Annotated in this window: 14 protein-coding genes and 1 pseudogene; 7 read left to right on the forward strand and 8 right to left on the reverse strand. The window is 64.3% G+C overall.

Going from position 1 to position 15,364, the window contains the following annotated elements; all coding sequences use genetic code 11:
* Window positions 1–50 precede the first annotated feature (50 nt).
* From CR162_RS22155 to CR162_RS18680, 4 genes are all read left to right on the forward strand, one after another.
* Complete coding sequence (locus tag CR162_RS22155) at window positions 51–269, forward strand: hypothetical protein (protein WP_141563232.1); 219 nt, start codon at window positions 51–53, stop codon at window positions 267–269.
* 69 nt (window positions 270–338) lie between these two features.
* Window positions 339–2,006, forward strand: a complete 1,668-nt coding sequence (locus CR162_RS18670) for a DUF2491 family protein (RefSeq protein ID WP_176559922.1) — start codon at window positions 339–341, stop codon at window positions 2,004–2,006.
* A gap of 30 nt (window positions 2,007–2,036) precedes the next feature.
* Window positions 2,037–2,450, forward strand: coding sequence for a DUF350 domain-containing protein (locus CR162_RS18675; RefSeq protein WP_099097036.1), 414 nt, complete (start codon window positions 2,037–2,039; stop codon window positions 2,448–2,450).
* A 26-nt stretch (window positions 2,451–2,476) separates the two neighbouring features.
* Window positions 2,477–3,277 (forward strand): hypothetical protein, encoded by an 801-nt coding sequence (locus tag CR162_RS18680; RefSeq protein WP_099097037.1) that lies wholly within the window; start codon window positions 2,477–2,479, stop codon window positions 3,275–3,277.
* Window positions 3,278–3,441: 164 nt separating this feature from the next.
* On the opposite strand, the gene CR162_RS18685 is transcribed toward CR162_RS18680, so the two are convergent.
* From CR162_RS18685 to CR162_RS22165, 7 genes are all read right to left on the reverse strand, one after another.
* Window positions 3,442–3,741, reverse strand: a complete 300-nt coding sequence (locus CR162_RS18685; protein ID WP_245870488.1) for a hypothetical protein — start codon at window positions 3,739–3,741, stop codon at window positions 3,442–3,444.
* Between the two features lie 78 nt (window positions 3,742–3,819).
* Window positions 3,820–4,167: a hypothetical protein gene (locus tag CR162_RS22160; protein ID WP_141563233.1), complete on the reverse strand. Its 348-nt coding sequence runs from the start codon at window positions 4,165–4,167 to the stop codon at window positions 3,820–3,822.
* Between the two features lie 126 nt (window positions 4,168–4,293).
* Window positions 4,294–6,495, reverse strand: a complete 2,202-nt coding sequence (locus CR162_RS18690) for a hypothetical protein (protein ID WP_099097038.1) — start codon at window positions 6,493–6,495, stop codon at window positions 4,294–4,296.
* An 85-nt stretch (window positions 6,496–6,580) separates the two neighbouring features.
* Window positions 6,581–8,359, reverse strand: coding sequence for a matrixin family metalloprotease (locus tag CR162_RS18695; protein WP_176559923.1), 1,779 nt, complete (start codon window positions 8,357–8,359; stop codon window positions 6,581–6,583).
* Between the two features lie 101 nt (window positions 8,360–8,460).
* Window positions 8,461–8,733, reverse strand: a complete 273-nt coding sequence (locus CR162_RS18700) for a hypothetical protein (protein WP_176559924.1) — start codon at window positions 8,731–8,733, stop codon at window positions 8,461–8,463.
* Window positions 8,734–8,741: 8 nt separating this feature from the next.
* Complete coding sequence (locus tag CR162_RS18705) at window positions 8,742–9,695, reverse strand: hypothetical protein (protein WP_245870489.1); 954 nt, start codon at window positions 9,693–9,695, stop codon at window positions 8,742–8,744.
* 26 nt (window positions 9,696–9,721) lie between these two features.
* Entirely contained in the window at window positions 9,722–9,946 is a 225-nt protein-coding gene (locus CR162_RS22165; protein ID WP_141563235.1) for a hypothetical protein, read from the reverse strand.
* A gap of 308 nt (window positions 9,947–10,254) precedes the next feature.
* On the opposite strand from CR162_RS22165, the pseudogene CR162_RS18710 reads away from it, so the two are divergent.
* A pseudogene (locus tag CR162_RS18710) lies at window positions 10,255–11,301 on the forward strand (IS5 family transposase).
* 57 nt (window positions 11,302–11,358) lie between these two features.
* On the opposite strand, the gene CR162_RS18715 reads toward CR162_RS18710, so the two are convergent.
* Window positions 11,359–11,715: a hypothetical protein gene (locus CR162_RS18715; protein WP_099097042.1), complete on the reverse strand. Its 357-nt coding sequence runs from the start codon at window positions 11,713–11,715 to the stop codon at window positions 11,359–11,361.
* A 330-nt stretch (window positions 11,716–12,045) separates the two neighbouring features.
* Between CR162_RS18715 and CR162_RS18720 the strand changes: the two genes are divergently transcribed.
* Together CR162_RS18720 and CR162_RS18725 are read left to right on the forward strand one after the other, a co-directional pair.
* Window positions 12,046–12,540 (forward strand): thermonuclease family protein, encoded by a 495-nt coding sequence (locus tag CR162_RS18720; RefSeq protein ID WP_218014933.1) that lies wholly within the window; start codon window positions 12,046–12,048, stop codon window positions 12,538–12,540.
* A 59-nt stretch (window positions 12,541–12,599) separates the two neighbouring features.
* A complete protein-coding gene (locus tag CR162_RS18725; RefSeq protein ID WP_099097043.1) occupies window positions 12,600–13,517 on the forward strand; it encodes a 3'-5' exonuclease in 918 nt (305 codons plus the stop codon).
* The last annotated feature ends 1,847 nt before the right edge of the window (window positions 13,518–15,364 follow it).

Here is a 15,364-nt window from a genome sequence, read left to right on the forward strand (position 1 = left end):
AAACGAAAAAACTGTGATTGACCATAGGCATTTGCCTGCAAGGAGGGTTCGTGGCTGAGATTGTACACCCGCATGACGATCCTTTTTACGGGGAACTCAGAGCTTTCGCCAACCGCGATGGCTTTGTTGTCATTGAGATGAAGGAAGAAGGAGACGCACCTTTCCTGGTCCTGAGTGCATTGGAAGCAGCCCGTTTGATGGCAGCCATGCGTCACGCTATCTCCGGAATAGAGGATGATGTGAAGAAGGCCATTCCGCCGGAAGATTGACCGTGCATGGCCGGCGAGACCGGTGGCGCGGCCAGCAGCAGCCCATGAATGGCTAGGAGCCCTGTCGGGATGAGAGCACGTCTGCCGGTGGGCCTGCTGAGCCTGCTGCTGCTGCAAGGGCCGGGGAGCGCCTCGTCACTGCCCGTGACTTTGGCCCTGTCGGCCGGCGTGGCGGGCTTCAGCGCGCCCGCGGAGGCGCGGCCCCGCTCCAGCGGCGGCTATTCCCGCCCCGGCGGGTCCTTCCGCACGCCCTCCGTGGGTGGTTCCGGCAGTTACGCCCGGCCGCGCACCCCTTCTTCCGGCGGCTATGCGCTGCCACGTTCCGGCGGCATGAGCACGCCCTACGGCGGCGGGGCCTCGGCCGGCGACCGCAGCTACAACCGTGCCCAGGCCGCCGATGCCTTGCGCAGGATGCGGGAGAGCCAAGCCGCGGCCGAGCGCGCGGCCCGCCCGGCCCCGATGCCGATCCCCTCGCCTTCGAGGGACCCTCGGGGTGGCTCCGGCTCCCCGGGCGGCGGCTATGCCGGAGGCTATCGCACGGCGCCCGGCACCAATTACGGCGGCTGGTACCGCGACCGTGGCTGGCCCATTCCGGGCACCGTGCTCAGCGGCCCGCGTTCCTTCGGCATCTGGGACGCCGCCTTTCTGTGGTTCCTGTTCAGCACGCTGAACCGCCCGGGCCATCCCGACTTCTTCCGGAACCACCAGGACGACCCAGGCTACCGGGAGTGGCGGCAGGAAGCCGAGCGCCGGGCCCAGAGCGACCCCGAGGTCCGTGCCCAGCTGGAGGACCTCGACCGGCGGATCGCGGAGAAGGGCGACCAGCCGCGCGACCCCAGCTACCTGCCGCCCGGCGTGCCGGCGGAGGTCGCCACTGGAGCCGAGGGCGCCGAGTTGCCCGACCGGCGCACGCCCACCGTGGTCCCAGTTGAGCAGGGCGGGCAGGGCATTCCCGCCTCGGTGGTCGGCGTGGTGATGCTGGGGGGTGGCCTGCTGGCGGTTCTGGCCTGGCGCCGCCGCACCGGCCCGCGTTCCGCCGGAAGCCGGCCAGGCGGAGCAGGTGGAATGGGGCAGGGCGGAACTCTGGCCAGCGCGGCCAGTATGCTGCGCCACAAGACGTCCGGCGGGGGCTATGCGCCGTCCCGCTTCCGGGTCGGGATGACACTGACTTTGGACCCCACGCCATTCCTGCTGGCAGCGGGGGCCACGCATCTGTCCAGCCCTCGCGGCGCGGGAGAGATGATCAGTGTGGAGGAAGTTGGCCGCATCGGCGGCGATGTGCCGGGTGGCCTCGTACGCCTCTACCTGCCGAGCGACAGGGCCATGCTGCAACTGCATCTCGGCGAGAATAACAAGCCGGACGAATGCCGCTACTTCGCGTTACTCGACGAGGTCACGCCGGCCGATGAGGCCGAGTGGGGCGCCTGGCTGGACCCGCGGGAAGGCATGATCGGCTGGCCGGAGTTCCAGACCAAGGATGGCAAGATCTATGCCCGCGCCTGGTCGCCCGGGCAGTCACGCGTGCAGCCGCGGCAACTGGCCGAAGAGGTTGATTCAGCCTCCGGCCAGACGACCGTCATCAGCCAGAGCATGCTCTATGCCGCACCCACCGGCCTGGCCATGCCCGCCCCCCAGACGGAATACATCCTGGTCTCCGCCATCGAGGATGGCGGGCAGGCCTGGGTCGAGATCCGCGCCGGGCTGGACATCAATCCAGCCTCCCTGTCACTGGCCTGAACCACCGCAGCGAAGGATGAAACGACAACCATGGACGTGATCCTCGGCACCCTGCAGGAAGGCCTGCCCGTTCTCGTGGTGCAGTTCGCACTGACCCTGGCGCTGCTGGTCGTGGGCGTCGCGGTGTACATGGCAATCACCCCGTTTCATGAGATGCGGCTGGTGCGCGCGGGCAACGCCGCCGGCGGCATCGTGCTAGCGGGCAGCATTGTGGCGCTTGCCATTCCCCTGGCGGCCACGCTGGCGACGAGCCGCTTCTCGCTCGACATCCTCATTTGGGGTGTGGTGGCGCTGGTTCTGCAGCTGCTGACCTTTGTCGCCGCCACGCTGCTGATCCGCGGCCTGCGCGGCATGATCGAGGCCGGCAATATCGCCGCCGCCTGGCTGCTGGTGGGCGTGCAGCTCGCGGTGGCGCTGCTCAACGCCGGCGCCATGGCCGGCTAGTTGGAACAATCGGAAGGGAGATCGCCATGCTTGCCTTTATCCGGAACCTCGTTGGCGTGAAGACCGACCAGGCCGTCAACAATGCCGTGGAGGCAATTGTCCGCTGGGACCCCAAATCCGCCACGGAGGCGGAGCTGCGGACCATGGAGCAGCACCTCGACCAACTGGGCCTGCAGGTTGCCGAAGCGCGTCAGGCTTATGAGCGGGAGAAGCGCGAGGCTGATGCCATCCAGGCATTGTCGCAGCAGCGCCTTGCCGCCGCCGAGCAGCTCCAGAGCCGCGCTGAGGCTGCGACGGACCCGGCCCAGAAGAGCGAGCTGGAACGCTCGCTCAGCACGCTTCTGACGATGCTGGAAGACATGGCTCCCGAGGTGGAACGGGAGAAGCAGGACGCGGCCGATGCTCAGGATTTCCTGAACATGCTGCAGCAGACCTATGAGCAGGCCGGCAACAAGTTGAAAGCCGCGCGCTCGGAGCTGGTGCGCGCGCAGCGGGACATGACGCGCGCGGATGCGCAGCGGCAGGCCGCCGAACGCCGTGCCGAGGCCGCACGCCAGGCTGCCGGCCTGAGTGGCGCCACCAGCGGCCTGAGCGTGGCGCTGAAGTCGATGCGGGACGCTGCCGCCCGTGACCTGGCACAGGCGGAGGCCGCCAATGCCAAGGCCAAACTCCTGACTCCCACCCAGCCCGAGAAGGACGACCCGAATATCGCCGCCGCCATGGACGCGGCTGCGGGCCGCCTGCCGGCCCCAACCAACCTCAGCGACCGGCTGGCGGCAATCCGGCAGAAGCAGGGCACCCAGCGGCGCATCTCTGGAGCAGGTTAACAGCGCCTTTTGCTCTGTTGAAAAGCTCACGCTGTTGTAGCGAGGAGCATGATGCTGTGGGTGAGGGCGCGCAGGTTGAGTTCGCGTCGCTGAGCCTGACGTCCGCGCGCGGTCAACACTGAGCCGAGGCGACGCTTGTGCTGACTGAAGCCACTCTTGATGTGTCAGCGCTGGTGGTAAAGCATACGAGGAAAGCGATGCCGGAGGGCCCGCCAATAGGGTGTCTTCGGCCAGCGCCGCCCGGTGTTGCGGCGGTTGAGGGCGATGACGCTCCGGGGGATGCCAAGGTCCTCACGGCAAAGGCGGTGGTTGTACTCGGCGTCAAAGCCAGCATCGGCCAATACTGTGCCAAAGGTCATGATGCTGGTGGCCTGGCGCATGACGGGCGTGAAGTCGGGTGAGTCCTGACTCGGGCCGATGCCTGTTACCGCGCCGACGATCAGGTGCGAGTGGGTATGGAGCACCACGGCCAGCTTGGGCCAGGCACGCTGACGTGCCGCGTTTCCAGCCCCGTGGCGCCGACCGCGGCCGTCGGAGAGGTGTCAATCAGACCGGCAGTCCGGCCCTGCTTGATGATGACCACCTGGGCACGGTGCAAAGCCCCCTTTTTCCGCCTCGGGCAGAAGACGGCGTGCTGCGTAGGCCAGGGTGGAATAGTGCGGCACCTTCCGCAGGCCCAGGGCTTTTTGGAGTTCCTGCCATTCGGCCACCAGGGTGACGAGACCGCGATAATCGGTCCGCAGGAACTGGCGCAGCGTCAGCAACGCGAAGAGTTGGGCTTGGGTGAAGTCGTGCCGCGAGGTCCGGCTGCCATAGGCCGGGAATGTTTGGCGTCCAACAGCCAAAGCCTCGCGCGCGACCCCCACCGCTGACTTCGTCATGCTGCGCATCGAAAACCTCGCATCCAGAGTTCGGATATCCTCCCAGCGCCACCCCTACCAAGAGGTTTCAGCAGAGCAAAAGGCGCTGTTAGAGGTTTTCTGTTCTAAAAAGATCTAGCCCAGTTCAGTCATAGGTTAGACGCTGAAGATGTCGCGCCCCTCGGTGATGCCGTGATGCAGGTAATGGGCGAGGGGGTTTACCCCGGCAGCCGACACATCCTGATTCAACGCAAGATACTGACTGCTATCGAAGCGGACGCTCGGGTCACGCCCTTCGGCCGCGCCGAACTGCAGGTAATGCTCGAGAGGATTGATGCCTGCATTCTTCACATCGGCATAGGTCGACAGATAGTAATCTGTGTCGAAGAAGGCATTCGCGTCACGACCTTCCTGCCAGCCATAGGCCATGAAGTGCTGCGTCGGGTCGAAGCCTTCCCTCGCAACATCTCGATTGGTACCAAAGTAGAAGCTGGCATCCACCAGGATGTGCTGCGGCCCTGTGGCATGTGGCATTGCCTGGAAGGCATCGCGTCCCTCAGCCGCGCCATGCATGAGGTAGTGGGTCAGCGCGTCCATTCCCGTGTTTGCCACGTCGGCATTGGCGGCCAGATAGGCCTTGCCATCGAAGGCGAAGCTGGCCGCCCGTCCTTCCGCAGCACCTGCCGAGAGGTAATGCTGGAAGGCATTGACCCCGGCAGCCAGGACATCCGGGTTCTGGTTCATGTAGAAGGAGGTGTCGAAGTGACTGTTGGGGTCACGCCCTTCCTTCCAGCCGAATTGCAGGAAATGCTGCACAGGGTCGACACCGGCCTGGGCAATGTCCGCATAGATCGCGCGATAGAAGGCTTTGTCGAACAGCGGCAGCTCCGCCGCCCAGTCATGCGATGTGCCAGGATTGTCGGGGTCTACGGGACCCGGAACTTCCGGCTCATCGGGGCCGGGAATCTCTGTCTCTCCATTGCCGGCCAGCAAGATGGGATGGATGTCAGTGCCGCCCCAGGCGGTGATGCCGTCCACGGCCTTGAGGCTGCCAGGGGTCAGGTCGCTGACCCAAACCCGGATAGGGCCTCCATCGGCGGTGCCGGCCGAGAAGACCACGCTGCCATCCTGCATCACCGTCACCTTATCGGGAAAGGCGATGGGGTTTCCGCTGGAAAAGTCAGCGATGCGGACGGTTCCCTCCACTGTTCCGTCCGTCACCCAGAAATCCGCTACCCCGGTGTTGCTGGGGTAATCCAGATTGGCATTGAGGAAGAGAGCCTTGCCGTTGCCCAGGGAGAGGAACTCATCCCCCCATTGGCCAATCAGGACATCCTCGCCAAGGAGCTTCGTGCCTTCCTTCGTGCCGTCCGTCACCCAGAGCGCGCTTCCGGATGTCGAGAAGATGACCTTGCCGTTGCCAAGCTCGAACAGCTGCTGAAGAGCGCCCGGGCTACCGAACCCGTTGTCCGGAGGAGCCAGGAGGGGGGTGACATTGGTGCCGTCCGTCACATAGAGCCCCATCTGGTGCCCTCTGCCGTCGACGTAGCTGAACTCCATGAACACCCAGGCTTTCTGCTCAGTGCCGACCGCATAAAGGTCACGCCAGCCACCAGTGCTGGAAATCTTGACGGTGCCTTCCGGCGTCCCGTCCGTCACCCACTGCCCGTAAGCGGCTTCGTAGTCTTCGCTATCCTCGGTGGCCCAGGCCGTGAAGTAGACCTTCCCATCCGCCGCAATCCGCTCGATATCGAATTCGATGCCAGAGGGCCCAGGGTTGATGTCGCGCAGCAGCCTGGTGCCGGCCTGGGTGCCATCCGTCACCCAGAGCTCATCACCAGCCCCACCGTTGTTGGCTCGGAAAAGAACCTTGCCATTCCCGATATCCGTGAAGTCCCGGATGTTGGAGCTCATGAAGCCAGGATAGATGTCCCTCAGCAGCTGGGTGCCAGCGGCTGTTCCATCGGACATCCAGAGCTCAGTACCCCGCCCATACTGAGACTGCGTGAAGAGCAGCTTCCCGTTCACGCCGATATAATTGTCGATGGAAACATCACCGATATTGGGGTCGTCCAGGACCTTCCTGGTCCCGGCCTCGGTGCCATCTGTCACCCAGAGCTTTCTGGTATACCCCTCATCCTCGGCGGTGAACGCAACGCGCCCATCCGCCAAGGTGAAGAAATCCCCAGGGTCCGAGCTGCTGAAACCGGGATTGAGGTCCTTGATGAGGCGTGGCTGGCTCATGCCAGGACCTGCAATCCATAACTCATTGCCGCCATCCGAAGTGCGGGCCCCGAAGATGTAGGACGTAGAACCGTTGGCCTGAATTCCCACTTGCGGATGCGGATTCAACGTCATGCTTGCCTCTCAGAATGCGTTCAGGTTGGACGGTGGGCCGCCAGCACAGGCAGGAGCTGGCGCAGCTATCTGGCGCCTGGCCTAATCACGCGGAGTAGATGTCCCGTCCTTCGGTTATGCCGAATTGCAGGTAGTGCGCGAGAGGGTTAACCCCAGCGTCCGCCACATCCTGGTTCACGGCGAGATACTGGCTGCTGTCGAAGCGAACGCTCGGGTCACGCCCCTCAGCACCACCGAAGAGCAGGTAGTGCTCCATCGGGTTCAAGCCAGCATTCCTCACATCGGCGTTCTTCGTCAGGTAGAATTCGGTGTCGAAGAAGGCATTGGGGTCTCGCCCCTCCATCCACCCCGAGGCCATGAAGTGCCGGGTCGGGTCGATGCCTTCCCGCGCGACATCCCGGTAGGAGGCAAAATAGAAGCCGGCATCCACCAGCACATGCTGCTGTCCGGTGGCATGAGGGACCACTTCGTATGCGTCACGTCCCTCGGCCTGGCCGTACAAGAGGTAGTGGGTGAGTGCGTCGATGCCTGCCTTCTGCACATCACCATTGGCAGCCAGGTAAGCCTTTCCGTCAAAGGCGAGGCTTGGCGCCCGGCCTTCCGCCGCGCCTGATTGCAGATAATGCTCCAGCGCGTTCACCCCGGCGGAACGGACGTCCGGGTTCTGGTTGAGATAGAAGGAGGTGTCGAAGTGGCTGTTGGGGTCACGCCCTTCCTTCCAGCCGAACTGCAGGAAGTGGTCCAGCGGGTCCATGCCAGATGCCGCCACATCCGGATTGCTGTCCCGGTAGTGGGTGATGTCGAAGACGGGCAGCCTCGCCGACCACAGATGGGGCTCGGCAGGAACGTCAGGCGTCAGAGGAGGTTCAGGCGTGACTGGCGGTTCGGGCGTTACCGGCGGCTCAGGGACGTCAGGCGTCTCGGGAGGTGCTGGCGGTTCTGGAGCCGGTGGTTCCTCGGGGGCATCCGTGGTGATGACAGGCGAGACCTCCGACCACATGCGCTCCGTGAAATCCCGGTTGTCGACATAGATAGCCTCAACCTTGAACTGCCGGCCGATATCCGCCTCGGTCAGCAGGTATCCGCCAGGGCCCGTGCTCCCATCCGCAGGCACGACAACTTCCCACCCCTCGGGCGTAGAGGCATACCAAACAAACTGGACCTGTGTGCTGGGGCTGACCCCATCAGGGTCCTGCAGTTGTGCATAAACCGCGAGCGTGTCGCCAACCTTGAAGGAGGACTGGAAGAAGACGGTCCCGGTGTTCGGATTGTTCGGCGGAGGCGGCGGCGGAGGCGGCGGCGGATACATCTCCGACAGCAGGGGGGCGCGAGGAAGTTCAGGGTCTTCCAGCCACTCCAGGGATGGCCGGTACAAGCTGTGGAGCGCCTCGACATCGGCCATCGTCATGGCTTTGTTGGATGGGGAAGCTATCCCGTTCATCACGTGGTTGGGGTTATCGTCATGCCCCAGGCCCAGGATGTGGCCGACTTCATGCAAGACCACCTGGTAGAAGGTCGTCAGGAAGTCCAGATAGGCGAGTTCGTCACCCCTCTCGATAATCGGAACGCTGCTCGGGGCCATGAGCTCGATGACCATGGGCTTGCCACCGGAGACGACGGATGGCTGGCTATTGCTGACATTGCCGACATAGGCCAGTCCAATTGGCCCTCCCTGGATATCCGCGAAGCCAATCCAGACATCCGGGCGGACTTCCCTGCCATCGACTTCCTCGAAATCCAGGTCAATGAGGTCGTCCCAGTCATCGAAGGCCAGACGGATGTGGTCCATCAGCGGGTCGGTGTAGTCCGAGATGAAGCTGTGGCCCGGGACCCAAAAATCCTCCCAGGCAAACGACCAGCTCATGGGCCGGTCTTCGGGCCATGCGAATCCAAGGGAGCTAGTCATGTTTCACCTGCCTGCGGGGAGGAAGAGTGGGGAACCACCGACTCGTGGTTCCCCAGGCATCAAACGGCAAAGATGCCGCGACCTTCGCTCATCCCGAACTGCAGGTAATGCAGCAAGGGATTTACGCCCGCGCTGACCACGTCGGCGTAGTTGCCCAGATAGGCACTGCCGTCGAAGGTCAGGCTGGGGTCACGGTCTTCCTCGACGTCGAAGAGCAGGTAGTGCTCCATGGGATTCATACCCGCATCCGCGACATCCGTATTGCGCTCCAGATAGAAGCTGGTGTCGAACAGGGCGTTTGGGTCACGCCCCTCATGCCAGCCGAAGGCCATGTAGTGCGTCAGGGCATCGCCCCCCGCCAGTTGCACATCCTCATAGTTGGACAGGTAGAAGCTGGCATCCACCAGCAGGCCGGCGAGCTTGGGGGCGGCTCCACGGGAGGCTCAACCGGGAGCTCCACCACCACGATGGGCATGAAGACGGAATAGCCGCTCCAGGAGTTGATGGTAGGGTTGCGCTCCAAACTGCTCGCACTGGGGTTGGTGACCCAGACCGCGCCGGCATGCCCTTCAATGGGTGCCGCAAAGGCGAAGCGGCCATCCCCCAGGTCCTGCACGTGGTCCAGCAGGCTAGTGGGATTCTCGTTGCTCATGCGCGCAATCTGGTAGGTGCCAGCTTCGGCACCGTCGGTCACCCAAAGGTCGGCTGCCGTGACGCCCCCCTGCGAGGCATCGCGGTTCATGAACAGGGCGCGGCCGTCACCCAGCGAGACGAAGTCCGTCATGGCATGGATGGTCAGGCGCGTATGGATAATCTTGGTGCCATCGGGGGTGCCGTCAGTCACGAACAGGTCTTCGGCGGACTGGATGATAGCCTTGCCTTCGCCCAGGACAGTGAGCCTCACCTCACCGCTGTACCGCCCGCCGATGGTATGCTGGTCAAGGGTAATCAGCGTCTGGTCGCCGTCCTTGCTAGTGGCGAAGAGAGAGTATTCGTATTCCAGCGAACTCGCGAAGGCGGTGTAGAGCCACTTGTCCTCATCGAGGGAAATCATGTCGTGGCCCACAGGGCGGTCAGTGAGCTGCACTGTGCCGTCGGTCATCCCTGAGATAGCGGAGCCGGCAGCACCGGGATTGATACCCCTGAGGAGGTGCGTACCCTCAGTGGAGCCATCCGTCACCCACAGCTCATCGCCGTGCACGCCATCAGCGACGGTGAAGAGAGCCCTGTCGCCGACGAGGGTGAAGTTCTTGGGCGAGACGCTTCCGTCACCCCGGCCGATGTCGCGCACCATCTGTGCGCCGGATTCAGTGCCGTCCGTCACCCACATCTCGCGACCATGAGGCCATCATTGGCGACGAAAACGGCCTTGCCGTTCGGAAGGGCCGTGAAATCCCCCGGGTCCGAGCTCTCCAGACCGGGATTGATTTCCTTCAGAAGGCGCGGCTCACTCAATCCAGCCCCGGCAATCCAAAGTTCATTGCCAACCTGCCCGTTCGGTCCGCCTGCGGATGCGAAGGTGTAAGCAGACAAACAAAGGCTCATTGAGCTCTTCCTTGGCAATATCAATGAATCTCATCATCGAAAGAAAATTCAAGGAATGCTCTGAAGCTCTATTAATGAGACGTCAACACAGCTAGGGGTTGTCTAAGAAGGCCTACCGCAGGGGTGAAAATGCCTAAATAGCGCGAAACAACAAACTGATAAGTTGATTTTGATTTAGGAATGGAGATTTGTTCACAACAAATTCAGTCGAACACTTCAAAATACCTCGCTGTTGAGGCGCTGAGCTGATTCATTGGCCTCGTTCAGCACAGACAGTGGCGACGGCAAGTTAGCCTGTCTTCTTTGATATGGATGAGCGATACGCGGCTCTCTTCGCGGCCGGTGATCCGCTGGAGCGTCTTGCAGCCGCATCGACTTCGAGATCTTCCGCCCCGTGCTGGATACGGCGCTGACGCGGTCGGATCGCAGCCGCGGCGGGCGCCCGCCGTATGACGCGGTGCTGATGCCGCATCTTGGTGCTGCAGGCGCTCTACAGCCTCTCCGACGAGCAGGCCGAGTTCCAGCTGCGCGACCGGCTGTCCTTCATGCGCTTCGTAGGTCTCGGGCTGCACCAGGCGGTGCGGGACGCCAAGACGATCTGGCTCTACCGCGAGCAGCTCAAGCAGGCGGGTGCTATCGAGGGGCTATTCCGCCGCTTTGACGCGGTGCTGGCCGAGCAAGGCTATTTGGCCATGGGCGGGCAGATCATCGACGCCACGATCATTGCCGCACCACGCCAGAAGCTCACCCTGGAGGAGAAGGCCACGATCCGGGAGGGCGGCACGCCGGCGCACTGGTCAAAGGCCAAGCGGGCGCAGAAGGATTGTGACGCACGCTGGACCCTCAAGCGCGACAGGACCAAGCCCAAACCAGAAGGTGCGCAGCGCCAGGCCATCCAGATCGCGGTGCCGGTCTTTGGCTACAAGAGCCATATCGGCATCGACCGGCGGCACGGGCTGATCCGCCGCTGGACGGTGACCGATGCCGCCCAGCACGACAGCCGCAGCTTTGCTGGCCTGCTCGATCCCGGGAACACCGCCAGCCGCGTCTGGGCTGACACCGCGTATCGGACAAAGCGCAATCTGGAGGTGCTGGAGCGGCGGGGGCTGGCCGAGCGCATGCAGTTCCGCAGGGCGCCGCGGCGTGGGCTCTCCGGGCAGCAGGCGAAGGCCAATGCATCACGCGCCCGGATCCGCTCCGGCATCGAGCATGTCTTTGCCGCCCAGAAGCACCGCATGGCGCTGTTCGTCCGCACCATCGGCCTGGCCCGGGCGCAAGTGAAGATCGGCATCGCCAATCTGGCTTATAACTTCACCCGCCTCGCCTGGCTCAGCAGCCGAACTGCGCCCGCATAACCCCACGGCGCCCATGGAAGGCGGCACCCGTCGTCCGAAGCCGGTGACCCAGCCGGGTCAGCAAGGGCACGGCACAGTCTGAGGCGACGATCCTGCCCGGGAAGGCCACTCAGCAGTGGGTATTTCGAGGTGTCCCGCCGTGTCGGCCATCTTGACGCAACCGCGGTCGAGATACACGCGCCGCCCGTCCTCCAGCGCGAAGTCGACCGGGATCTGATCGCCGCCGAAGTGATCGGCGAGCGCCTCGAGGACTTGGCGAAAGGTTCTCTGCCGGGCTGTTCCCTCGACGCCACCCACCACCCCCGAGGGCCTGTGTTGGTAGCGATCGACCGGCAGCCGTGTGTAATCACTCCGGACGATGCGCGCGACGTCGCCAATGGCGTTTGGGGGGAACAGCGAGAGCGGGATGGGCATCGAGGGAATCCGAGGGCGGCGCGTCGTGGGGAGTGTCGTGGTGGGTGGATGGCGCCGAACCAGCGCCACGGCACGCCACCGGCTCCAGCGGTGGCTCGGCCATCATCGGCGCCCCCGAGCCGTTGCTCAATGGCAAAAATCACGGACCCGTGATGTTGGGCGGCAAAGGTGGCGGTCGCTATGTTCCGCCGCCTGTCGCCGCTTTCCCGCTTGCTCCTGAGTGCCTTCCTGCTGCTGAGCCAGCCCGACTAGGCGGAGGAGCTGCTGGGGCGGGTGGTCGGAGTGCATGACGGCGACACGCTGACCCTGCTGACGCCGCAAAACTAGCAAGTGCGGGCCCAGCAGGAGCTCTCGACCCTGGCCTTTCGCCAGGCCGTGCGGGTCGTGGTGGAGGATACCGACCGCTATGGCCGCACCGTGGGGCGGGTGTGGGCCGGCACGGTCGATGTCAACGCCGAGCTGGTTCGCCGCGGCGCGGCCTGGGTCTACCGCCAGTACAATCGCGACCCGGCGCTGCCGCGGCTGGAGGCGGAGGCACGCCAGGCCCGCCGCGGCCTGTGGGCCCTGCCTGCCAGCGAGCAGGTGCCGCCCTGGGAATGGCGCAGCAACGGTGGCAGGGCGTCCGCGACCCCGTCGCGGCCGCCCGCCAGCCCGACGGCGGCGGCGCCCCAGAGCCGCGGCGGCGGCGGCTTCAGCTGCGGCAGCAAGCGCTATTGCACGCAGATGAGCAGCTGCGCCGAGGCGCAGTTCCATTTCCGCCAGTGCGGCCTGGCGCGGCTGGATGGCGACCGGGACGGTGTGCCGTGTGAGCGGCTTTGCCGCTGAGCCCGCCGCCATTGCCCGCTCCCCTGGCGGGGCGCCGGGTGGAGTGCCATGCAGGCGGCATGCCCTGTGATGCGACCGACCCACCCAGCCCTGCCGCTCTGGAAGCCATGGCCGCCACCCTGGAAGCCAGCGGCCGCTACCGGGTGCTGCGCCGGGTGGAGCCCTGCGTCACCATCGCGCCGCCGCCGGGCACGCCCACCCGCCTTGGCCTGCTGCTCGACCTGGAGACGACGGGGCTCGACCCGGCGCAGGACGAGATCATCGAACTGGCCATGCTGCCCTTCACCTACGGGCTGGACGGCACGCTCTACGGCGTGGGCGAGCCCTTCAGCCGGCTGCGCCAGCCCGCCCGGCCGATCCCGCCGGCGGTGAGCAGCCTGACCGGCCTGACGGATGCGATGGTGGCTGGCCACCAGATCGACCCCGAGGAGGTGGCGCGGTTCATCGCCCCCGCCGCCCTGATCGTCGCCCACAATGCGCGCTTTGACCGGCGCTTTGCCGAGCGCTTCTGCGAGGCCTTCGCGGCCAAGCCCTGGGCCTGCTCGCTGGCGCAGGTGGACTGGGCGGCAGAGGGGTTCGAGGGCACGCGGCTCGGCTATCTCGCCATGCGCTGCGGGCTGTTCTTTGGCGGGCACCGGGCGCTGCATGACTGCGAGGCGACACTGGCGATCCTGGCGCGGCCGCTGCCCACGTCCGGCGTCACAGGGCTCACACGGCTGCTGGAGACTGCCCGCCAGGCCTCCTGGCGGATCTGGGCGGTGGAGGCACCCTTTGAGGCCAAGGACCGCCTCAAGGCGCGCGGCTACCGCTGGAACGGGGAGGCCACGGCAGAGCAGCCGCGCGCCTGGTACACCGATGTGCCGGAGGCCCTGCAGCAGGCGGAGCTGAGCTTCCTGTGGCAGGAGGTCTATGGCCGGGAGGTCGATCTGCCCCAGCAGCGTCTCACCGCCCAGGAGCGCTTCTCCGAGCGGGGGTGAGGAGGGTTGATCCGGGGGCAAGCCTGGCACCGAGGCCAGCTTTGCTGCCCCCATCGCCTCCGCAAGGCTCGCGCCCGCCGTAGGCTGCCCCTGGTCGGCCTGCCAGGCGGCACGACAGCCGCGCCACGCGTCGCCCGATGAGCGCACTCGCATGGACCGACGAGGATAGGCTTGCCCTGGCCTCCGGCCGGCATCCTGAGGCCCTACTCGCCGAACGAGGCGAACGGATCGACCGGCTGGGCCCTCAGGCCTCGGCGAGATTGGCGGCCTTGGTGACTTTGTCGGCCATTTGCTCGACCGTTGTTTGCCCGTTGTTCCGATAAATCGGGAGGCCGGGTCAACCCAGACGTGAGAGGGGGTTTTATCGGCTGCAAAAACCCCCTCCGCAGAAACCTCGCGGAAACTAACCGGAGGCTCGTAATCCCCTATAATATAAAGAAAAAATCTCTCTCTTTTTATATTATAGGGGATATCTAAGGGGGGGGGGTGTGTGGTCTTTTTCGTGTGTGTGGGGGAGGGTTGTCCCCCCTCCCCTTGTCTATAGCATGCAATAACCCCAACAATATCATTCGGAAAGGTATTGCAAAACAACGCATTGGGGGAAATTCGTTCTCCTATAAGGACAATATCCGGTAGGACCGCGCCAATCGCCGCATGGAACCTCGTCCTTGACCGCTTCACGAAGCCGCGTTGCCTTGGGGGCAGCCGGCCGAAGTGTCGGGTATCGCGTGTTGAGGGGACAGACAGTGGCCTTGCTGCCAACTGCGTTCAACGCCGCCAAGGTACAGCCACGGATCACCGAGGGGGCGGCCTGAGGCAGGCTGAACCACACGACGCCAGAGCAACTGCAGCCGGCGGCACCTGCTGATCACCGTGCTGAAGGCAATTTTCAGCCGTCACACCCACTCCGGTCTCCCCCAATTGCTCCCTGACCGGCGGATCTGCCATCAGGGGTCAGTGATGGAGTTCTCACGCTGGGGCAGCAGGCAAGCCGTGAGCGTATGGGATGGCTGCATTGGGATGGGCCTTAAAGCGGCTCAGAAGCCCGCCAGAGCCTCTCCTGATGCGGTCCAGCTACACCCCTACCACAAACCACAAAAAGCCGCCCTACGGGCTTCTGAGGCGATTTCTCTCAAGCTCGTGTTTGCTCGTCCTGAACCTGCCGCAGGACGTGATCCGCAGCGGTGACCTGCCGCAGCGTTTGGAACGGCGGGAGGAGGGTGGCCACACCCTTGGGGCGCTGAGGTGTCGAACACCCCGGGCCGGGCAATGCTGAGCTTTCTCTCCCAGGCTCTCCTTGGCTCCGCAGCAGCGCGCTGATCTGCGAGGCAGTGATGATCCGATCTGAAAGCGCAGCAAATTGGATCCTGGATCAACCCGCCCGAAAAAGGGGTTTCTGCATGCAGAAACCCCCCCTCTTGCAGAAACCTCCGCAGAAACCCCGGGGGGCTAGTAAGCCCCTATAATATAAGAAAAAATCTCTCTCTTTTTATATATTATAGGGATAACTAACTGAGGGGGTGGGGGGGGTGTCTCTATCGTATTTTATAGGGGGGGGGCTCTCCCCCTCCCCCTATAAGGGCCATGCAATAACCTAACCCAATAACCCAAAAAGACGGGCAAAATCAGCGGTTTAAGCGTCTTGTGACTGCCTCTTGGCCCAAAATGCAAAAACTCTCCCCGCAGGAACCTCGGGCTTGACCGTGATCACGGGTCCGTGTTGCGTTGAGCGCAGCCGGCCGAAGTGCCGGGCACGCGTGTTGAGGGGACAGACAGTGGCCTTGCTGCCGACTGCCTTCGACGCCGCCAAGGTGCGGCCGTGAGTTGCCGATGAGGGCAGCCCGACT

Source organism: Teichococcus rhizosphaerae (assembly GCF_002631185.1).
Classification (GTDB): Bacteria; Pseudomonadota; Alphaproteobacteria; order Acetobacterales; family Acetobacteraceae; genus Pseudoroseomonas; species Pseudoroseomonas rhizosphaerae.